The organism is Polyangium jinanense (assembly GCF_028435265.1).
Lineage (GTDB): Bacteria > Myxococcota_A > Polyangia > Polyangiales > Polyangiaceae > Polyangium > Polyangium jinanense.
Genome location: NZ_JAGTJK010000037.1, coordinates 20,606 through 41,545, shown reverse-complemented (window position 1 = coordinate 41,545; position 20,940 = coordinate 20,606). Strand labels below are relative to the sequence as shown.

Annotated in this window: 15 protein-coding genes and 1 riboswitch; of the genes, 6 read left to right on the top strand and 9 right to left on the bottom strand. The window is 65.1% G+C overall.

Annotation, left to right across the window (positions count from 1 at the left end):
• Nucleotides 1–84: 84 nt before the first annotated feature.
• On the bottom strand, nt 85–1,044 hold the full coding sequence (locus tag KEG38_RS39600) for a ribonucleotide-diphosphate reductase subunit beta (protein ID WP_272425647.1): 960 nt from the start codon (nt 1,042–1,044) through the stop codon (nt 85–87).
• A gap of 59 nt (nt 1,045–1,103) precedes the next feature.
• Nucleotides 1,104–3,602, bottom strand: coding sequence for a ribonucleoside-diphosphate reductase subunit alpha (locus tag KEG38_RS39595; protein ID WP_272425646.1), 2,499 nt, complete (start codon nt 3,600–3,602; stop codon nt 1,104–1,106).
• Between the two features lie 255 nt (nt 3,603–3,857).
• Nucleotides 3,858–4,068: riboswitch (cobalamin riboswitch) on the bottom strand.
• Between the two features lie 589 nt (nt 4,069–4,657).
• Between KEG38_RS39595 and KEG38_RS39590 the strand changes: the two genes are divergently transcribed.
• A complete protein-coding gene (locus KEG38_RS39590) occupies nt 4,658–5,515 on the top strand; it encodes an STAS domain-containing protein (RefSeq protein ID WP_272425645.1) in 858 nt (285 codons plus the stop codon).
• Nucleotides 5,512–6,699, top strand: coding sequence for a hypothetical protein (locus KEG38_RS39585; RefSeq protein WP_272425644.1), 1,188 nt, complete (start codon nt 5,512–5,514; stop codon nt 6,697–6,699). Before KEG38_RS39590 ends, KEG38_RS39585 begins: the two co-directional genes overlap by 4 nt.
• A 267-nt stretch (nt 6,700–6,966) precedes the next feature.
• Here the strand turns inward: KEG38_RS39585 and ycaC are convergent, their stop codons facing one another.
• The 7 genes from ycaC to KEG38_RS39550 form a co-directional block, all read right to left on the bottom strand.
• Nucleotides 6,967–7,686 carry an isochorismate family cysteine hydrolase YcaC gene (gene ycaC / locus KEG38_RS39580; RefSeq protein WP_272425643.1) on the bottom strand — a complete coding sequence of 240 codons (720 nt, stop codon included), beginning with the start codon at nt 7,684–7,686 and terminating at the stop codon, nt 6,967–6,969.
• Nucleotides 7,646–8,554: a pirin family protein gene (locus tag KEG38_RS39575; protein WP_272425642.1), complete on the bottom strand. Its 909-nt coding sequence runs from the start codon at nt 8,552–8,554 to the stop codon at nt 7,646–7,648. The genes ycaC and KEG38_RS39575 overlap by 41 nt, the downstream gene beginning before the upstream one ends.
• A gap of 112 nt (nt 8,555–8,666) precedes the next feature.
• Entirely contained in the window at nt 8,667–9,578 is a 912-nt protein-coding gene (locus KEG38_RS39570; protein ID WP_272425641.1) for a LysR family transcriptional regulator, read from the bottom strand.
• 34 nt (nt 9,579–9,612) lie between these two features.
• Nucleotides 9,613–11,139: a GMC family oxidoreductase gene (locus tag KEG38_RS39565; RefSeq protein WP_272425640.1), complete on the bottom strand. Its 1,527-nt coding sequence runs from the start codon at nt 11,137–11,139 to the stop codon at nt 9,613–9,615.
• Nucleotides 11,140–11,200: 61 nt separating this feature from the next.
• On the bottom strand, nt 11,201–11,611 hold the full coding sequence (locus KEG38_RS39560) for a hypothetical protein (protein WP_272425639.1): 411 nt from the start codon (nt 11,609–11,611) through the stop codon (nt 11,201–11,203).
• 206 nt (nt 11,612–11,817) lie between these two features.
• Nucleotides 11,818–12,711 carry an alpha/beta hydrolase gene (locus KEG38_RS39555; RefSeq protein ID WP_272425638.1) on the bottom strand — a complete coding sequence of 298 codons (894 nt, stop codon included), beginning with the start codon at nt 12,709–12,711 and terminating at the stop codon, nt 11,818–11,820.
• A gap of 142 nt (nt 12,712–12,853) precedes the next feature.
• Entirely contained in the window at nt 12,854–14,491 is a 1,638-nt protein-coding gene (locus KEG38_RS39550) for a flavin monoamine oxidase family protein (RefSeq protein ID WP_272425637.1), read from the bottom strand.
• A 433-nt stretch (nt 14,492–14,924) separates the two neighbouring features.
• On the opposite strand from KEG38_RS39550, the gene KEG38_RS39545 reads away from it, so the two are divergent.
• From KEG38_RS39545 to KEG38_RS39530, 4 genes are all read left to right on the top strand, one after another.
• On the top strand, nt 14,925–16,109 hold the full coding sequence (locus tag KEG38_RS39545; protein WP_272425636.1) for an RCC1 domain-containing protein: 1,185 nt from the start codon (nt 14,925–14,927) through the stop codon (nt 16,107–16,109).
• The gene (locus KEG38_RS39540) at nt 16,106–16,795 is read left to right on the top strand and encodes a hypothetical protein (RefSeq protein ID WP_272425635.1); all 690 of its coding nucleotides are present in this window, start codon (nt 16,106–16,108) and stop codon (nt 16,793–16,795) included. The genes KEG38_RS39545 and KEG38_RS39540 overlap by 4 nt, the downstream gene beginning before the upstream one ends.
• A gap of 596 nt (nt 16,796–17,391) precedes the next feature.
• Nucleotides 17,392–18,126: a hypothetical protein gene (locus tag KEG38_RS39535; RefSeq protein ID WP_272425634.1), complete on the top strand. Its 735-nt coding sequence runs from the start codon at nt 17,392–17,394 to the stop codon at nt 18,124–18,126.
• A gap of 143 nt (nt 18,127–18,269) precedes the next feature.
• The gene (locus KEG38_RS39530; RefSeq protein ID WP_272425633.1) at nt 18,270–20,936 is read left to right on the top strand and encodes a protein kinase domain-containing protein; all 2,667 of its coding nucleotides are present in this window, start codon (nt 18,270–18,272) and stop codon (nt 20,934–20,936) included.
• Nucleotides 20,937–20,940: the final 4 nt, after the last annotated feature.

Below are 20,940 nucleotides of genomic sequence, written 5' to 3'. Positions count from 1 at the left end.
GAGATGAAGCAGGGGTACGCGACCCTTGACTGACCCGGATCACGTCATCGCCGTGACCACGTAGCGGCTTCGATCGTCTCGATGTCAGAACGCGGCGTCGAGCACGACCTCCCCGGATACGCCGACCTGGTAGGCCGAGACGCGCCGCTCGAAGAAATTGGTGACCTCTTGCACGTCCTGGAGGTCCATGAATGAAAACGGGTTCTGCGTCCTGAAACGCTTCGGGAGCTCGAGCGTCGCGAGGCGTTGATCCGCGCAGAACTCGAGGTAGCGGCGGACATCACGCGTCGACATGCCGGCGATGCCGTCGCCAAGCAGGTCCTCGGCGAACTGCATCTCGCAATCGATTGCCTCGTCGAGCATGTCGATGACCGCACTGGAAAGCGCGTTGTCGAAGAGCTCCGGTTCCTCGCGCCTCACCGTCTTCACCACCTCGAAGGCGAACGCCATGTGCGCGCTCTCGTCGCGGAACACCCAGTTGGTCCCCGCCGCGAGCCCGTGGAGCAACCCACGGGAGCGAAGGAAATACACGTACGCAAACGCGCCGAAGAAGAAGAGGCCCTCGATGCAAGCAGCGAAGCAGATGAGGTTCAAGAGGAAGGCTCGCCGCTGCGCACGCGAATCGAGCCGCTCGAGCGACCGCGTGGAGTCGAGCCATTTCATGCAAAACGCAGCCTTCTTCCTGATGGATGGAATGTTCTCGACCGCGGCGAACGCACGGTGGCGGTCCTCCGGGTCGGGGACGTACGTGTCGAGGAGCGTCAGATAGAATTGCACGTGGAGCGCTTCCTCGTAGAGCTGCCGCGACAGATACATCCGCGCCTCGGGTGCATTGATGTGCTTGTACAGGTTCAAGACCACGTTGTTCGCGACGATGGAATCGCCGGTCGCGAAGAAGGCGACGAGGCGCTGCACGAGGTGTCGCTCGGCGTCGCTCATCTTCTTCTTGAGGTCGCCGACGTCGGTCGAGAAATCGACCTCCTCGACGGTCCATGTGTTCTTGATGGCCGCGCGGTACATCTCGAAGAATTTCGGGTACGTCATTGGCCGGAGCGTCAAGCAAAGGCCCGGGTCGAGCAGGCGGGCGGGACGGGCGGCGGCGCTCATTGGCATGCCTCGCAGCTCTCGGGGTTTTCGAGGGAGCACGCCACCGCGGCGGCGTCCGTGGTCGCGGCGCGGGGGGGCGGCGGCGTCCATCCGGGCGTGCCGCCGGGATTGCTCTCTCCGCTCGATGTCGATTTCGGCTCCTCGACCGTGGCCTTCGCGATGCGCGTCGCAGGGCGGGACCGCAGATAGTAGGTCGTCTTCAGGCCCTTCTTCCAGGCATAGAAATACATCGACGAGAGCTGGCCGATGTTGGGGCTCTCCATGAAGAGGTTGAGCGACTGACTCTGGTCGATGAAGGCCCCACGATCGGCGGCCATGTCGATGAGCGAGCGCATCGGGATCTCCCACGCCGTGCGGTAGACGGCGCGCAGCTCCTCCGGCAGTTCATCGACCCTTTGCACGGAGCCCTCCGCGAGCTTGAGGCGCGAACGCATCGTCTCGGTCCACAGCCCGAGCGCCTTGAGCTCTCGGGCGAGGTATCGATTGACCTGGAGGAAGTCGCCGGAGAGCGTTTCCCGCTTGAAGAGGTTGCTCACCTGCGGCTCGATGCACTCGTAGCAGCCGGCGATGGAGGCGATCGTCGCGGTCGGCGCAATGGCGCAGAGCAGCGAGTTGCGCATGCCATGCTCGGCAATCCGGGCGCGAAGGTGCTCCCAACGCTCCGGGTCGTCAGGCGTCACGCCCCACGCGTCGAACTGGAGCTCTCCCCGCGCGGCGCGCGTCTCCTCGAATGCCGGATGACGCCCCTTCTCGTTCGCGAGCTCGACGGACGCCGCGAGCGCGTGATAATACACTTCCTCCGAGATTCGCTTCGAAAGAGCGCGGGCCTCGGGCGCGTCGAATGGGAGACGCATCTGAAAAAAGACATCCTGAAGCCCCATGAGACCGAGCCCGATCGGTCGCCAGCGCAGGTTCGACGCGCGCGTCGTAGCGATGGGGTAATAGTTGAGGTCGATGACGCGGTCGAGCTGCCGGACCGCGGTCCTCACGGTACGCCCAAGCTTGTCGAAATCGAACGCAACGACGTGGCCGTCGATGACCCGCGTGTGTCGAGCGAGGTTGATCGAGCCGAGGTTGCAGACTGCCGCCTCGTCCTTCGATGTCACCTCCAGGATCTCCGTGCAAAGGTTCGAGAGGTGCACGACGCGTCCCGGAAGGGCCGTCTGGTTGCAGGCGCGGTTCGACTTGTCCTTGAACGTCATCCAGCCGTTCCCCGTTTGCGCGAGCGTGCGCATCATCCGCGCATAAAGGTGACGCGCCTTGATGGTCTCGAGCGCTAAGCCCGCTCGTTCTGCCTCCTCGTATCGGCGCTCGAACGCCTCGCCGTAGAGATCGGGAAGATCCGGCACGGTCTTCGGGTCGAAGAGGCTCCAGAGCGCGTCGGCCTCGACGCGTTTCATGAACAGGTCCGGGATCCAGTTGGCGAGGTTCAAGTTGTGCGTGCGGCTCGCCTCGTCGCCGGTGTTGTCGCGCAGCTCGAGGAACTCCTCGACGTCGGCGTGCCACGGTTCGAGATACACGCAGCACGCGCCCTTGCGCTTGCCACCCTGGTTGACGGCCGCGACGGAGGCGTCGAGGGTCTTCAGCCAGGGCACGATCCCATTGGAATGGCCATTCGTGCTCTCGATGAGGGAGCCGCGCGAGCGGACGCGGTGGTAGGCGAGCCCGATTCCACCGGAGAACTTCGACAGCATCGCGACGTCCGTATAACTCCGATAGATGTTCTCGAGGTGATCCTCGGGGGAGTCGAGGAGGAAGCAGCTCGAGAGCTGCTCGTGGCGCGTCCCCGCATTGAAGAGCGTCGGCGAGCTCGGCAGGTATTCGAGGGACGAGAACAGGTGGTACAGCCCGAGCGCGTCCTGCACCGTCTCCGAGAGGGCGCACGCGATGCGCAGGAAAAACTGCTGCGGCGTCTCGATGACGAGACGCGAGGTCGGGTGCTTGAGCAGGTACCGATCGTATACCGTCCGGAGGCCGAAGTATTCGAACTCGCAATCCCGCTCCGGGACGAGCGCGTCGTTGAGCTTGCGGGCGTTTCCCGCGACGAACGTTTGCAGGCGATCGTTGACGAGGCCGAGGCGATGCCCCGCGGCGATCGACTGCGAGAAGGCGTGGATTTCCTGATTGCGAACTTCCTTCTCGATGTACGTCGAAAGAAGCCGGGCCGCGAGGCGAGCGTATTGCGGCTCCTCGACGATCAGCCCAGCCGCCGTCTGGATCGAGAGCTGGTCGAGCTCGCGGGTCGTCGCGCCATCGTAAAGGCCGCTGATGGTCTTGGTCGCGATGCGCAGAGCATCGACGTCCGAAAGTCCCGTGCAGCATCGGCCCACGGCGCGTACGATCTTGTTGACGTCGACCGGCTCACTCGACCCATTGCGTTTCTTCACGCGCATGGTCGTCTGCGTATAGATCTCACCAGCCGTCGAGCTCGTCGTCCGCGTGGTCGCGTAGAACGGCGCCGCGCCGTTGCTGTTCGGGGTCGTCTCGTTTTGCATCAGGCTGCCTCCTCTCCGGTCCCGTATCCGAGCGGGACAAGACCGCTCGGGTTGAAACCCGCGAGAGAGGAAGCCGGCCGATGCGCGCGCCCGCGCTGGACCCTTGGGGAGCCCTCGGACCGACCTTCGCCCCCGCGGGCGACTGGAACACCACAGCGAGGGACAGGTCGATACCGAGACGGGCACACGAGAGTGTGCCGCTCGGACCTTCCTGCCTTCCCACGAGGCTCCCAGGTCGAACCGACTCCGGATATCTCCCGGGGTCGGGTGCGGGCAGGTCTTCGGACTCACGAGCGCTTCGGCGATTGCCGGATTCCTACTTTCCGCCGCTTCCCAGGTCCCGAAGGTCCCAGTGCATGTGGCGAATTTCGTTCTCGCTTACCGCTGCGGGGCAGTCCCGGAGTTTCACCGGGTTCCCTTTTTAAGGCCGGGCCGAAGCCCAGCCACCAGCACGGGACGCACCCTATGGTCGTGTCGGGTACGATGTCAACCGAGATGTTCCGATGACGTGTAAAGGTTTGAATTTACATCTGTTCTTCGACCAGGTGGCCCCGATCTCGCGTGGCGAAGGATCGGCCCTAGCACCGGTGGTCGTATGTACGTTCTCATGGTCGAGCCTCTCCTTGTGGAGCCGTATCGCGCTGTCCCCGCAGCGACGAGATCGGTGCCTCGGGCAAAAGGGGCAGCAGCGCGCGCAGCCCGCGCAGGTCGATCGATGAGGGCCGCGTCCCCGATACGGTAAGAGCGGAAGTTTGCTGCAAAGTTCAAACGAGTCTTCCGCGGCGGGTGCACATGGCTCCCTTGCAGCCTTGCATCAGCGCTCATGGCCGCCAAAGCACCGTGTTGATGGCCTCACACCTCGCCTGGCCTCCAGGGATCCTTTCGCATCGTCCACAGTAATTCATCTCACGACATACCAGATTTTAGTCACGGTCTTGCTCTGGGCTGGCTTGATAACGGAACTTGTGGTCGTCCTGTCTCATGGAGGGCTCATTCGCACCATGGCCAGGTATCCCTCTCCTGTAGCAGTCCCCACTGATGCGGACGTCCACTCATTGCGGCAACGCGTCAAGGATCTGGAGAAACAGCTCGAGGTTCGGGCCGACGAGATCGCAGCGGCCCAAGAGGATGCACTTCGTTACCGCCGCTATTTCAATTTCGCTCAGATCGGAATGACGGTAACGTCGCTCGGAACCGGCTGGATAGACTTCAATCAGCAGCTGTGCGAACAGTTGGGCTACACGCCGGAGGAGTTGAGGGGTACGAATTGGGTAGACCTCACGCACCCCGACGACGTCTCGCTCGACAAAGATCTGTTCGAGAAGCTCGTCCGAGGCGAGATTCAGCGATACAGTCTCGACAAACGTTTTTTGCGCAAGGACGGCAGCATCATGTATGGAAACATTCTCATTCAGGGTGTCTACCGCCCCGACGGTTCGTTCGACCATATCTTCGGTTTCCTGCACGACGTCACCGAACGCTTGCAGAACGAAAGGGAGCGCTTGGGGCTCAAGCAGGAGATCATCGACACACAGAAGAAGGCGCTGCGCGAACTGTCGACCCCACTGATCCCCGTCGCCAAGCACGTCCTCGTGATGCCGCTCGTGGGCACGATTGACAGTGTGCGCGCGCAGGCGGTGCTCGAAACATTACTCGAAGGCGTCACGAGGTATCAGGCGAGAATGACCATCCTCGATATCACCGGCGTGCAGGTCATGGATAGTGAAGTCACCAGTGCATTGGTCAAAGCCGCCCAAGCCGTGGAGTTGCTCGGCGCACAGGCGATCCTGACGGGCATCCAGCCGGGCATCGCCAAGACGCTGGTGGAACTCGATGCCGAGCTGAGCAACGTCATGACCCTCAGCACCGTCCGAGAAGGCATCTCCTACGCACTGGGGAGGCTTCATCGATGACGAGTTTTCAGGGGCTCGATGATTGGTTCGACTATTCGACGGCAAGCTGGCGGGCGGCGGGTGGCCATGCTCCGCTCGATCCGCGCGACATCCCCAGGGACCCGACATCGTACAATCGCGAAACCTACCGATGGCTCGCCGCGCGGTATCGGCACATTTACCTTGACTTCTACGAGGCCATTCGGGCTGATGGAACGCTGATACGTCAGCAGCCCGCCCATTTTGCGCGGCAGTGGGCGGCACATTACGAGTCCATCACGATCTGGAAGCAGGTCTGCCCGCTCTTCGTATTCGGTCAGGCGCTCGGCGGGCTCGATGCGCGCCATCGAGACCTCGCCCGTGCCTACGTGCTGGGGTACGGCATTCCGGTGATGGCCATCGATCGGATGATGGACGCGCTACCGGGGACGCCGTCCTCGAAAAACACATGGCTCTTCGTCCTGGCATCCTATGCGCTTGGACTCGAGCAGCTCCGAAAGGTCGATGCGAAGGCCTCCGTCGAAAGCTGCTTCCTTCGCCATACCCAGGAGATGTATCACTTTTTCTGGGGAGAGGAACGGGAGCGGTATCGGTTGCCCGAAGCGGTCTCGGCGGCCACCCTGAACGAGTATCTCGAGGGCCATAGCCGGCTTCTGTCGTCCATCTTCTTTGCCGTGACGATCGAATGGGCTTTCGTGCTCGCCAAGGGAGCGTTACCTCCCGAGTTCGCGCCAGCGCTCGTTGCATTGCGGAAGATGCGGCAGCTCAATGACGAGTTGGTGGACGCCGACGAGGACATTCGCTACGGTATCGTCACATTCCCCTACTTGCACGGCCTCGCCTCACCCCACGGCGCCGTGCTCGCCCAGAATATCATCTCGACCTGGCAGCTCGATCGCGACGAGCCCGGCTCGCCGAAGATGGCCCTGCTCACGGCGCAGCGCCGCGCCATCTTGCAGGAAGCCGGGAGCTTGGAGGCGGCCGCACAGGCCTCGATGCGTTTCTTGCGGACGGTCATGCAGGCTGTGATGAGCCATTTCCCAGCCGAGAACGCGTTCGACGTCACGCTGCTGGTCAATCAACGCGTGTCGCACTTGTTCAGGTTGTTGCAACACGGGTGGAACGAAATACCCAACGTATATCAACCAGAGCCGTTCTCTGAAGCGAGCGAACCTGCCGCTCCCTTGCGCGTGCCATGGAAGTGATCTCACGCGAAACTCACGCTGGCGGCTGGCACGTTGCCAGTTGAATCGCCAGCGCCGCGATCGTGATGGGCGGGGTCGTCGTTGGTCTTGACCTGGCCCGTTCGATGAACTGCGCTTCCGCGCAGTTCATCGACCCCGGGTCCAGCGCTTGCGCTGGTCCGGGTCCAGGGGCGGATAGCCCCGGTGGGGTCTGGGGCAAAGCCCCAGCGAAGCGCCTCCCAAGCTGATACCAATGCTCAGGCGCGCCCGGCCGGGGCCCGAATCGTGCTACTTCCTCGCTTTGAGCGTGGTGTAGGAGGTGATCAGATTCCGGTAGTCCGGGATGTGGTTCGAGAACAGCGTTCCCAGGCCCTCCACGTCGTTGCGCCAATCGCGGTGCAACTCGCACGCAACGCCGAACCAGCTCATGAGCTGCGCGCCGGCTGCGGCCATGCGGCTCCACGCGGCATCGCGGGTCACTTCGTTGAACGTGCCCGAGGCGTCGGTCACGACGAAGACCTGATAACCTTCCTCCAGGGCCGAGAGCGCCGGGAATGCCACGCAGACCTCGGTGACGACGCCGGCGATGAGGAGCTGCTTCTTTCCGGTCGCCTTGACGGCCTTGACGAAGTCTTCGTTGTCCCAGGCGTTGATCTGCCCCGGACGCGGAATGAACGGTGCGTCGGGGAACATCTGCTTGAGCTCAGGCACGAGCGGACCGTTTGGGCCGTCCTCGAAGCTGGTGGTCAGGATCGTCGGCAGGTTGAAGTACTTCGCGAGGTCGGCCAGGGCGAGCACGTTGTTCTTGAACCTGTCGGGATCGAAGTCGCGGACCAGCGACAGGAGTCCGGCCTGGTGGTCGACGAGCAGGACGGCGGCGTTGTTCTTGTCGAGTCGGGTATAGGGCGTGCTCATGACGGTCATTTTCTCCTTGGTGGTTCTCCGGTTCGAGGAACCGGTTTCGGGTTCAATCCAGGTAGCCGAACTTTCCGCTGTCGAAATCAGCAAGAGCCTGCGCAATTTCGCGCTCGCTGTTCATGACGAACGGGCCGTATTGCACCACGGGCTCGTGGATGGGCTCGCCGTTCAGGACGAGCAGGTGCGCTTTTTCACGGGCTTCGATGACGACGCGTTCTCCGATGTTCGCGAACACGACGAAGTCGTGCGCTGTCGCTTTGGTTTCGTCGTTGATGGTGATGTCACCCTCCATCACGAGAAGGCTCGTGTTTTGATGTGCCGGAAACGTGAACTCGACGTTGCCTCTGGCGTTCAGGCGGACATCGAACACGTTGATCGGCGTGTACGTCCTCGCTGGCCCCTTCACGCCTTGGAACTCGCCCGCTACGATCCGCACGACTCCCGCGTCATTCGGCAGTGTCACGAGACCCATCTGGTCCGCGACGAGGGCCTGATACCGAGGACGGGCCATCTTGTGCGCCCTGGGTAGATTCACCCAGAGCTGCGCCATCTGAAATGGGCCGCCCTGACGTGCATAGGTCGCCTCATGGTACTCCTTGTGGAGGATCCCCGAAGCGGCCGTCATCCACTGGACGTCGCCTGGACCGATCACGCCTCCGCCCCCGGAGCTGTCGTGATGCGCGACGCGCCCCTGCCAGGCGAGCGTGACGGTCTCGAACCCGCGGTGCGGATGCACCCCAACGCCCCGCGCGTGCTTCGTGGGCGCATAGTCGTACGCGGGGTGGTAGTCCAGGAGCAGGAACGGATTCAGCTTTCGTACTGCATCTGGAATCGCCCGGAAGTAACCGGCGACGCGAAAGCCGTCGCCCACCCAGTGCAGTCCCGGCGCCCGGTAGATCCCGTCGAGCTCACGTGGCTCGCCACGTCGCCCGTGATCGGTGGTCGTGGCAGTGGTCATGGTTCTTCTCCTCGTCGTTCTCCCGACGCCGAGTAGAATGTACACCCCGGACCAATGGAACAATACTGAGCTTCGGCAAATCACTGTTCCAAAACCGAGAACAATCTTTGGTCTAGGTCCGAGCTGGTCCGTCAGCCAACACGAGGCGGTTGCGGAGCAGATCCAGGAGCGCGATCACCTTGGGGGACAGGTGGCGCGTGCTTGGATAGAGTGCGAACACGGGCACCTCGGCAGCCGCCCACGCGTCGAGGACGCGACGCAGGCGGCCTGCCTTCAGCTCCTCGGCGCACTGGTACTCGGGCAAAAGCGCGACGCCGAAGCCCGCGAGCACGACCGCACGGAGCATGTCGTAGTCGTTGACGGCGAGGCGCGGGCGCACCGTCATTTCCAATGACTTTCCACCGGACACGAGTCTCCATGTGTTCCCATCCGGCGCGAACACGAGCGACGGAATACGCTGGAGATCGGCGGGCTCCTTCAGCGGCCCGAGCCGCTCGATCGCCTCCGGTGCCGCAACAAGGAAGCGGCGCACCGTCCCGAGCCGACGAGCCACCCATGCTGAATCCCGCGGTCGACCTGCGCGAATTGCCAGATCAAAACGCTCCTCGACGAGGTCGACCCTGCGATCGGTGCAAAGCAGGTCGAGCCTGACATCGGGGTACAGCGCCATGTATTCGGCCAGGATCGGCCCCAGAACGGAGAACGTGAGGGGGGTGGTGACGCGAAGCAGCCCGCGGGGCGTGGACTGGAGCTGCGTCACCGCGAGGTGCGCTTCCTCGAGCTCTGCAACGATTCGAGAACAGTGCTCGTAGTACACGCGCCCGACGTCGGTGAGGCTCAGCTTCCGGGTCGTACGCTGAAGCAATCGCGCGCCGACGCGCGCTTCGAGATCGGAGATCCGGCGGCTCGCGGTCGATTTGGGTATCCCGAGTCTGGCAGACGCGGCGGAGAAGCTGCCCAGCTCGACGATCGTCGTGAAAACAATGATTTCGTCGAGGTCGACGTTGAGCGCTCGGTGTTCCATCGTGATGCCTGCTTTGCCTCTGGGCGGCGGGGGCTCAGGTGCTGCGACGGCTGGCGAGCACGAGATCAGCGCCCTTGGCCGCTATCATCATGGTGGCCGCGGCCGTGTTTCCGGAGACCGTGGTGGGTATGATGGAGGCGTCGACGACACGCAGGCGCTCTGTGCCTCTGACCTCGAGGTTGGGCGTCACCACGGCCATGTCATCCACGCCCATCTTGCACGTGCCCGCATAGTGGTAGCAGGTGTCGGCAGTCTGGCGAATGTAGGCTTCGATCTCGGCATCCGTTTGCACGCGGGGTCCAGGTAGGATCTCTTCGGCGAACCAGTCGGCCAGGCCTCGGTTGTGGCCAATATCGCGGGCAAGCTTGACGCCGAAGATACAGCGCTGGATATCCTCGGGTGCATTGAGATAGCGAGGATCGATGATGGGGTGCTCGGCGGGGTTGGTGCTCGCCAGCTTGATCGTGCCACGGCTCCTGAGGAGCTGGAGGTTCGGGTAGATGAAGTAGCTTTGCCGCTTGTCTGGAGGCAACTCCAACCCCTCCATGGTGCCGCTGGCCAGGGAGCATTCCACGTCGGTGAGGTAGGGGAGGGTGGAGGGATCCGTGGACGTGAAGATCACCGCACCCATGAGACCGTAAGGTTGTGGTGGCATGGGCTTTCTGCTCAGGAACATGGCCGTGACGAAGAGGTCGTCTTGGAAGTTCTCGCCAACTCCGGGGAGCGCTGATACCACGGGGATACCCAGATCCCGGAGCTGATTCTCCGGGCCCACCCCGGAGAGCAGCAGGAGATGCGGGCTGCCGATGGCACCCGCTGCGATCAGGATCTCTCGGCTGGCGTGAATCTCCACCTGGCGCTGGGTGCGCAAGTCGGTGGCCGCCACGGCCACGGCACGCCGCTCGCCGTCGAAGACGATGCGATCGAAGCGGACTCCGCTCGCGATGTGGAGGTTCTTGTGCCTCCCGGTGCCCAGGAAGTTGCTGAACGTGGTCTCCCGCTGCCCCCCTTGGCTGATCAGGAACTGGAATGGGGAGACACCGAATGCATGAGGGGATGTGTTGTAGTTGGGGGTGTAGGGGATGCCCATAGGATTGCAGGCGACCACCAGATCCTCGATGAAAGGATCCACCGCTGCCTGGGTGATGTGCATCCGCTCTTCCACCCGCTCAAAATAGGGGAGGATGTTATCGTAATTCCAGCCCACGCACCCCTCTTGGGCCCACCGATCAAAGCCGTACGCGCCACCGCGCACGTACACCATGGCATTGTGTACGCTGCAGCCGCCCAGCGCCTTGGCCCGGCGGAGTTGGATCTCGCGGCCATGGAGTCCCGTCTGGGCGACCGAGCGGTAGCCCCATTCCAGCGTTCGATCACGCGAAACCAGTACCCACCTGGTGGGGTCCCAGACGGTCTCGTGATGGGGAGGAATGTCGTCGCCGGCTTCCAGCAAGAGAATCCGGTCGTCGGGGAGAGCCTCCGCGAGCGTGGCGGCAAGGATACAGCCGGCAGAGCCGGCCCCGAGAATGATGTAGTCGAATGCTCCTTCGAATGGGCTCATGTGTGCTTCCTTTGAACGCGTCCCGAAAGGGGAAGCGGTCCCTCGGATTCGGGGCGCCCGATCAGTTCTGTGTTTTCCGAGAGGTCACGATTTGCCATTCATCGAATCGCATGCCGATCTCCGGGCCTATTCCGAAGATGATGTCGGAGAGGCTGGCCATTCCCTGGATGCCCGCATAGAACGGCCCATAGAACTTTGCGCCCACCGCTACCTGAACCCCATACCGCGTGCCTTCACCGAACATGAACTGCGGGCCGACGCGTGCGTAAAGGAGTGAACCATCGACGCGGACGGCGGGCGTCATCGCGAGGCGAAAACCTGGATGGCCCCACGCATCTTTGATCGGAATCATCCCCGAGATCGCGAGCTCGATCGCGACAGACCTCCATACCCGAATCGCAGGCGCAATGTCGATGGGTACCCAGCCGCCATGGCCCAACGTGTGAACGTCGCCGTACCCGAGCGTGACCATGCTGTATCCGACGACGGGCGTGACGCCGACTCCGATACGAAATGGGAAGGGGATGCCAGGGGGCGAAAGAGGCTCAGGTGGCGGCGTCGAAGCACGCACCGGCACGAGAGGCGTTTCCGGCGCCTGCGCCGCCGCGCGTCCTGAACTGAGGAGGACGAGCGTAGGCGTCAACATACACACGAAAAGGGTCGGTCGTATGCGCATGCTCAGAGCCTCGTCGACAGCCAGTCAATTGCACGGTTGCTCGCCTCGATGGCGTCGAGACCGTGGCCGACGTCTTCCAGGTACTCGATCGAGACGTCTTGGTCAGCCCCCTCTGCGGCAGCCATGAACCCGCGCTGCGTCTGCGGCGGGACGATCGTGTCGGCGGTTCCTTGGAGGATGAGCGATGGGATCTTCGGCCCCGTCCGCAGGTAGCTCAGCGGGTTTGCATCTGCGAACTGCGCTGCGTAGTCCGTCACGCTGGCGCCGTCCGGCAAGTCGAGCCAGCGGGTCATGTACACCCGGACCCACCACTCCTCTGTCGTGTCGTAAACAGCAGCAAGGTCGTTCGCGCCGTAGAACGACACGACCGCTCGAACAGCAACGCTTTCTTCGTGCGGACACCAGGTGGGCTCGAACTTGGGATCGGTCTGCGCATACCCCGCCATCATCGCAAGGTGCCCACCGGCAGAATCGCCCGCCGTGGCGACGCGGCCCGTGTCGATTTTGAAGGGAACAGCGTTGGCCGAAAGCCACCGAAGCGCGCAACGCACGTCTTGAATCTGGGCGGGCCAGGGTGACAACGCGTCGCCCTCGTCGTTGGATTCGTTCGCGAGTCGGTAATTGATCGTGACTCCGACGAAACCACGGTTCGCCACGTTCTGGATGGCGTCTCTGAACGTGCTCAGGTCACCGAACATCCAGCCGCCGCCGTGGATGAAGACGACGGTGGGGAACGGTCCCGGCCCTTCCGGGACGCGAATGTCGAGCGTCAATCGATGCTTGCCCTTGGGCGTCGGGGCCTCGGCGTACGTAATCGCCCCTTCCACGGGGGCTTGCGCGCAACTCATCAGCGCAATTGCCACCAGGCTCAGAGCTCCCTGAATTGCGCGTGCCATGTCGACTCTCCTTCTCCGGGACCGGTCCTGAAGGGAACGCCGACCCTTACCAAGGCTCAAGGGCCTGGGGCAAGGCAGCACGAAATCGTCGCCCCCTTCACGCGCCACCCTGGGATGGAGCCAGACGACGCCGACTCCGCCCTCACCACATGAGCCGCGCGAGCTCCTCCGCCGCGCGTGCGCCCTGGGAGGCGGCGCCCTCCATGTGCCCCTGGAAATCGAGCGAAGTGTGCTCGCCGCAGAAGAGCACCCCGCCTTGGCGAGCCGCCTCGTGGCCGCCGAACAGGACCCGCTGACCCACGCGATAATAAGAATACGACGCCTCGTAGAGCGGGTTCAAGTGCGGCATCGATTGCGTCGCTCTCCCGTTCCAATGCGCAAAACCTCCTTTCAGGACCCTCTCCAGCGAGCCGAGCCCCGCACGCGCGTCCGCGAGGACGCCCGCGTCCTTGACGATCGCGAAGGGCTTTCGTGTCGACATCGCGTCCGTCACGGCCCCGCCGGTGTACAGGACGAGGATCCCGGGCTCGCCCGGCTGGGCGCGGCTGACCTCCCAGGTGTTCTGGTAGCCGGTATCGGCATAGGTGGATCCATTGCTTCGGCCTGGCCAGGGGCCCTCCTCGCGCCAGTAGCGGCGCGAAAACTGGAGGTGAAGCTTGCCGTTGTGCGCCCGACCGAGCTCCTCGATCGCGAGGCGCTTGCGCGCGTCAAAATTGGCGTCCCGCAAGTCGATGGTGCGCAATACGGCGAACGGGATAGCGAGGACGACCCAGTCGGCCACGACGTCGATCGCGCCCGGCCCTCGCTGAAAGGTGAGGATCTGCCTCCCCGCCGGGCTCTCGCGTAGGCGGAGGAGTCGGTGCCCGCGCTTGATGGCGTCCGGACCGAGCGCCTCGGCGATGGCCATGGGGATCTGCTGGTTGCCGCCCTTGATATGATGAGCCTCGTCGGATTCGCCGAACATGGAGAAATGGTCGGGATCGGGCTGGTGGCCGAGCAGGTAAACGAGGTTCAGGGCGGATTGATCCCGCGAATCGGCGCCCCACTCGATGACGTAGGCCACGTCGAGGAGCTGCCCGAGCGGCGAGGCGTGCCCGCCCGGGACCCGCGAGGCGATCCAGTCGAATACGCTCATTTGATCGAGCGCGCGCCCCGCGGGCGTCGCGCGGTGATGGGTGGTGGTCTCGCCCGCGGCGAGCAGATCCGAAAGGAGAGCGGGGTAAACACGTGCGAAATCGCGTTCGGCCTCGGCGACGGGGTAATAACGGCCGTCGAAGAAATACGTATCCTCCAGGCCGGACGACTTTTCGCTCTCCAGGCTGTCCATGGTCAGGCCGAATCGGTGGGCGAGGGCGAACAGGGTGCGGTGATTGCTATCGATGAGCTCACCACACCACTCGCTGACTTGACCGGCAGCCCAGGAGGTGGTGTTGGAGAACATGCGCCCGCCGATGCGGCCGGAGGCTTCATACACCGTGGCCGAGAGGCCGCGATCGCGCAGTGCGAGGGCGCAGGTCAGGCCAGCGATGCCGGCGCCGACGATAGCGATGGTTGGATGGTCTGCGGCGCGGAGCGCGCGCGGGAACGCGAGGGTCAAGGCCCCCGTGGCCGCGGCGCCGAGGAAGCGGCGGCGATCGAGGGAAATTCCACGGCGGGCCTCCCGTTCGCGAGCGGCCGCGCGCTCCTCGCGCAGCGCGGCGAGGGTGAGCCCTCGCTCGCGCGCCGCGCGGTGCTCCGAGGCCAGCTTCTCCAGTGATCGCAAGAGTGGTGTCCGTGCCATGCGCGCCCTCCCAGCGGCATAGCTGGCGCCCGGGCGGGGCCATGTCACGGGCTTGCGCGCGACGGCGTGGAGGCTCTAGGAACGAGCACGCGCCGCCTATCGATACGCGTCCCAAACAGCCAATTCCAATGGGTTATAGGGGGCACCCCGGCTCACGTGTCGCGAAGGACCCTGCGCGCGTGTGGAAACTCCCTTCGCGCGGCCACTGCGTAGCCGTCTACTCCCCGAATCGGGTCGATCGACCTGCCGTCACGTTCCTCCCGGGGGCGCCATCATCCGCAGTGACGGAGATTCGACACCATAGCTCCCCAAGGGTCGCGCGCCATCTGGACCAATCCTTGCAATCTCACCGCGCTCCTTCCCCAGACCACGATACAGGATGACATTCATGCGGGAAAAACCCCACACCGTTTGGCTCGGCTTGGCTTCGTTCGTGTTCGCGACGAGCACCGTTGCCTGTTCCACCAATGGTTCCTCCACCCCGACGCTCATCGACGTGGCCCCGGCGGCGCAGCTCAGCGCGGGACGTTCGCATACCTGCGCTACACTTCGTAATGGTAACTTGGCTTGCTGGGGCAAGGGCGACCGGGGGGAGCTCGGCAAAGTCCTCGCGGACGGCGCCGATTCTTCCGCAGCGCCCCAGCCGGTGCCCATCCTCGACAAGGTGATCCACGTGGGGGCCGGGGCCGCTGGTTCGTGTGCGGTGCTCGAGGATCGGACCGTCCGTTGCTGGGGCAATAACGCCGACGGTCAGCTCGGTGTGACGGCGACCTGTAACCCAGGCCTAACGTTCTGTATGATCGAACCAGAGACGGTCGATGCGCTCGAGAACATCGTTACCGTCGTCGCGGGAAGGTCCCTCGCCGAGGAGGCGGTCGACGCCCCACGGAACCATGTTGCCTGCGCGCTGGACGATGGAGGCCTGGTGCGCTGCTGGGGGGGAGCTGACCAGCAAATGCTCGGGCGCGGGAGCATTGCAACGTTGAGCACGACACCCATGGTAGTGGTGGACGCCCAGAACTTTCCTTTGCGGGACATCACGCAAGTGGCGGCGGGAGCGTATCGGATATGCGCGCTCGACATCGAAGGCGTTGTGTGGTGCTGGGGCGCTGACGACACGTATCATCAGCCCGGTGGTCTGTCCGCCGAGCCGGTCGCGTTGCCCATTCCCGCGAAGACCATCGCGGTGGGCGAGGGGCATGCCTGCGCGGTCCTCGACGACGGAAGCGTCTCGTGCTGGGGCCGCAATCAAAACGGCGAGTGTGGTGTCTCCTCGGGCGGCAACGATTGCTGCAACGGGGAGGAGGGGTTCTGCATACCCGGTTGTCGTCACGAGCCGGTGACCGTCCCGGGGGTGGTCGGCGCCGTGGGTGTCGCCGCAGGCGGATTTCACACCTGCGCGTGGTTGGCCGACGGAGGTGCCCTCTGCTGGGGCAGCAACCAGTCTCTCCAGCTCGGAAACGACACCCGGTCCCTGGAGAGACCGCCGAGCGCCGTCACGTCGGTCCCCGGACGTATCGTCGAAATGGTGTGCGGCAACCTGCACACCTGCGCGCGGACCGACAAGGACGAGATTCATTGCTGGGGAACCAGTGAGCGCGGGGAGTCGGGGCAATGAGCAGACGCATGGGCTGGGGGCTCGCGATCTTGCTGCTCTCGGCTCCGGCCGAGGCGCAAACCGAGCCGAACGAAGCGCAAGCCGAGCCGGACGAAGCGCAAACCGAGCCGGGCGGAGCGCAAACCAAGCTGGGCTTCCGTTATTGGCACGGCGACATTGCTTTTGGCGTGCGGGGAGGCGGTGGAACGCGCACGGTGGATGCGCAGCTTTACGCCGGTGCCTTCTTGGCGCGCGCCGTGAAGGTCCCGGGCTGGGCGCCCTTCCTGGGCGCCGGCATGCACCTGAGCGGCGGAGAGGTGACCGTCGATGATCCTCGCGGCATCGATGGGGAGGTCGACGTCGCACGTTTCGCCGTCGGCCCCGAGCTTCGCCTGGGCGTCGCGCGAGGCAAGAAGGTCGAGCTCTTCTCGCGCGCTTGGCCCCATGTTCAGTTCTACGTCAGCTCGGCATTGACGATGGTCTTCGCGAGCGCCTTGACCGACAGGTTGCCGGAGGCAGGACATGGCTGGGACTACAAGTTCGGCGTTGGAGCATCCTTCCCTGCGTTCTGGTCGGTCATCAATGAAGACAAGGGGGCCTCGTGGCTCGTGTTCCTGTGTCCCAATACGTACGCTTTCGATATGGAGGTGCCGCTGGATGAACCATCCAGGCGCCGTTACGGGATACGTATAGGATACGGTTTCTAGCACCACGCGACCGGACCGCGTGTCCGCCGCCGCCGCCACCACGCGTGCTTCAAGTCGAAGGGCGGTTCTGATCGTGGTCGTGTAATGCGGCCTATCCAGTCAAATTCCTGGGGGGTGTACAACCGCGATCCACAGCGGCTTGCCGGCGCTGCGGGACGTGCGGGTGCGTCGAGGCGTCGCTGAGGAGGCTTCGCGTACGCGCGCATCGCGGGGAAACGCCGCCGCGCCGCAGGGTTGTACGGCTGGGAGCCGCACGCCGGCCGGTCACGCGTGGATCTGTACGGGCACTTGTTGCTCCTCGGCCGCCGCCGAACCGTTTTGTACGGCCCGGCGCGCCGCGGGGCGGCCGACGCGCCGTTCTGTACGGCCCGGCGCGCCACGGGGGCGGCCGATGCACCGTTTGGTACGGCCCGGCGCGCGCGGAGGCGGCTGGTGCGATGAGCTGTACGCGCGTTGGCGCTGCCGCTGCCGCTTTCGCTCCCGCTCCCGTCTCCCCTGACTCGGCGTCATCCACTGTATCCGCGTCGTGCGCAGCCCTGCGGGTCGGTCCTGCGCTCGCCGCTTGTCACGGGGGGCAGCTTCTTTAGGTTTCACGCATGTCGTATCGAGCAGCAGCACCGGTCTCGATCTGTGCCCGCATTCAGGGACGGGAGGTGGCGCGAGCGCAGGTGCTGCGCTGGGAGAATCGCCGCGTCACCGCCGCCGCCAAGAAGCTCGGTGTAGTCGTTCCGGACGGCGATGTCTTCGTGCGCCGCGCCGCGCTGCTCGACGCCAAGCTCGAGCTCGGGAGCGCGCAGATCGCCGAGCGCCTGGCACGGGACGTGCGCGGGGCCGACCTCGTGGGGCGGACAAACGCGCGGATCACCAGCCGCCGCCGGATCAGCGTGACCGAACTGTACATCTCCGCCGGTTCCGCGGCCGGATTCGTCGCGTGGTTCGCTCACCGCAAGTCCGACGAACGAGCCATGCTTGCGGCCTGCCCCGACCACTTCGTGATCCGCCCCCGCAGCGACGGCCAGCTCGAGGTGCTGGAGACCACCGGAGGGAGCCCGCTGGCGACCCGCTTTTTCATCGATTACGTCGACACCTCCACCCTGGTCACGGCCCCAGACCCGTCGTTCCCGCACCAGATTGCCGGCGTGGCCCGAGCGTCCGACGGCACCGCCATCGGCGGCGTCCGCCACCAGTTCCGTGACGTCGAAGGCGGCTTCCACGCAAACCTGACCGTCGAGTTCCCCTTCCTGACCGTCTCGCACATGATTGCCGAGCACCGCTGGCACCTCGCCTGCGAGTTCTCCAACTGGATCGAGGCCGCCCTCGCCGACCTCTGAACCCACGGCAATCTCGGGCGGTCGCCACGTCCGCGGCGCATCGAAATGCGCGCATGCATTGAGGTCCACCTTCGCCTGCCCGACGCGGAAGCAGTAGCGGAAGCGGTCGCGGTAGTGATAGCGGTAGCGGAGGGGAACATCCCATGGTGAAGCCCGAGCTCTCCGGTTTGCCCACGGCGCCCGATGCGCCGGAGGTCATTTCCGCGGCGTCCGAGGGCGTCTTGCGCGTGGGCCAGATCGTCGCCGGGCGATACGAGGTCACGGCGCGCCTCGGCGCGGGCGGCATGGGCGCGGTGTGGCGTGTGCACGATCGATCCCTCGACGAGGACGTCGCGCTCAAGGTCATCTTGCCCGATCGCGTCGGTGATCCCGCGGCGCTCGCGCGGTTCCGCGACGAGGTCAAGATCGCTCGCAAGATCACGCATCCAAACGTCTGCCGCGTCTTCGACCTCGGCGAGTCCGAGACGCTCACGTTCCTCACGATGGAGCTTGTCGAAGGAAGCACGCTCCGGCACCTGCTCGCGGCCGAGCTGCTCTCGCCCGCGCGCGCGCTCGACATGCTCCAGCAGATCGTCGACGGCGTCGCCGCGGCGCACGAGCGCGGCGTGGTGCATCGGGATCTCAAGCCTGAAAACGTGCTCGTGCGGCGGGATGGGCGTTGCCTCGTCGCCGACTTCGGCCTCGCGCGTGAGCCGGGGATCGGGGCTGTGACGACGGCGGCGGGCGCGGTGGGCACGCCTGCGTACATGTCGCCCGAGCAACTCAAGGGCGAGAAGCTCGACATTCGCAGCGACGTGTTTGCCCTGGGCATCGTGGGATACGAGCTGCTCACGGGGCGATCGCCATTCGGTCAGGGCTCGCCCGGGACGATTTCGACCGCGATTCTGCGCAGCGAGCCACCGCCGCTCGAGGTACCGGGGCTCGCGGAGCCCGTTCTCCAGGGCCTTCGCGAGGTCCTTTCGCGGGCGCTCGCCAAGGATCCGGATGGTCGATTCGCCTCCGCGGGCGAGCTCGGGGCCGCGCTCGCGCGGGCGCGGGACGCGACGCAGGCCCGGAGCACGCTGCGAGGTTTGTCCGAGCCCGAGCCGGACACATCACGCGCGCCCGCCGCATTTCAATGGTGGAAGCTCGCCCTCGTCCCGCCGCTGCTGTTCGTGAGCCTCTTTCTCCTGGCGCAGTTCCCGCGGGGCGACATCCGCCATTGGAGGCCTTTTTCCGGCGACGACGAAGAACCCGAACCACAAACCCCGCCGGGCGCATCCGCGTCGCCGTCGGACGCGGACGAACGCGCGACCCTCGTCGTCCTTCCCTTCGAAAACCTCACGGGGGACGCGGCGTGGAATGGTTTGTCCCTCAGCGCGCCCGAGGTCGTACGGACGGGGCTCCGCACGATGCCGGAGGTCCGGCTCTCCGAGGTCACGCCGGCTGATCGAGACGCGGCCATCGCGGCGGGGGTTGCCTTCTGGGTGCGTGGCAGCGTGCAACGCGTGGGCGGCACGCTCCGGCTCTCCGCGCAGCTCGATCCCGTGGGGGACGAAAAAGAAGCATTGCCGGGCGAGCCCGTCGAGGTCGACGCCGAGGGCAGCGACGTGACGCGACCGCTCGAGACCCTGCGCAGCCGTGTCCTCGACGAGGCGCGGCTCGTCGTGCGCCACTGGGGCAAGCGTCGCAGGGCCATGCTCGGCACGACGAACGAGGCCGCGAAGAAGAGCCTGCTCGATTATTACAAGATGGTGGGGCCCGGGCCCCGGAAAGAGCATTTTTCCGAAGGGCTCCGGCTTCTCGATCGGGCGATCGCGGCCGATCCGGCGTTCGTCCCGGCGCTCGTCGAGCGCGCGCATCTGCGCTCGATGGGCGCGGGGGAGGGGACGCAGGCTTCCAGAATGGCCGACGCGAATGCGGGGATCGAGCAGGCGCTCGCGACGAGGCCGCAGGATCCGATGGCGCTCGTCACGCGCTGTCGGCTGATGCAGGTCGCGCTCGAAGTGGGCGGCGACAAACCCACGGACGCCTCGATCGAGCGGGCGAAGGCCGCGTGTGACGCGGCGCTGGGGGTCGCCCCGGCGCTCGCCGACGTGTATCTCTCGCTCGCGCGCCTCCAGGATCGCGCGTGCCACGACGAGGAGGCCATGCTCTCGCTCGAACGGGTCCTCGAGCTCGATCGGAGCCTCTCGGGGCGGGTGCTCAAGTATTCCGTGAGCCTCGCGCTCGCGAATGATCGCATGCTCGTCGCCGAGAAAAAATCCGAGGCGCTGATTGCGTTTCACGAGGAGGAGCGGCGGCTCGGCGCCCGGTCGATCGCGCGGCGGGCGGGCATTCCGCCGGAGCAGATGGGCGTATATTTCCGGCGCGGCGTGGTGCTCCTCCGCGCCTCACGGCTCGACGAGGCCGAGCGCGCGTTCGAGCGGGAGATCACGGACGTCGAGGCGCTCGCCGGCAGCGCGTGGGCCGAGGCCGCGGCGATTCGTGGGCTCTTGCGGGTGGGAAAGGCCCGGGGCAAGGCCGTGTTGCCGGAGCACCGGCGGAGGCTCGCCGAGATCGAGGCGGAGATGCGCGCGAAGGCCGCGTCGGATCCGTCGGTCGCGAAGACCATGGTCGGCGCGTATCTCTGGGTCGATCCCGAGGCCGCGGTCGAATGGCTCGGGCGCCTGTCGGCGCGGGGATCGTGCGAGGACGCGATCTGGCGAGGGCTCGTCTATCGCGCGGCGGGAAAAACGAAGCTCGCGCGGGAGGCACTCGCCGCATGCAGCGCGACCGAGCAATGGGAGAAGCGCTGCGTTTCGCGGATCGAGTCGCTCTTGCCGCGGTGAGCGG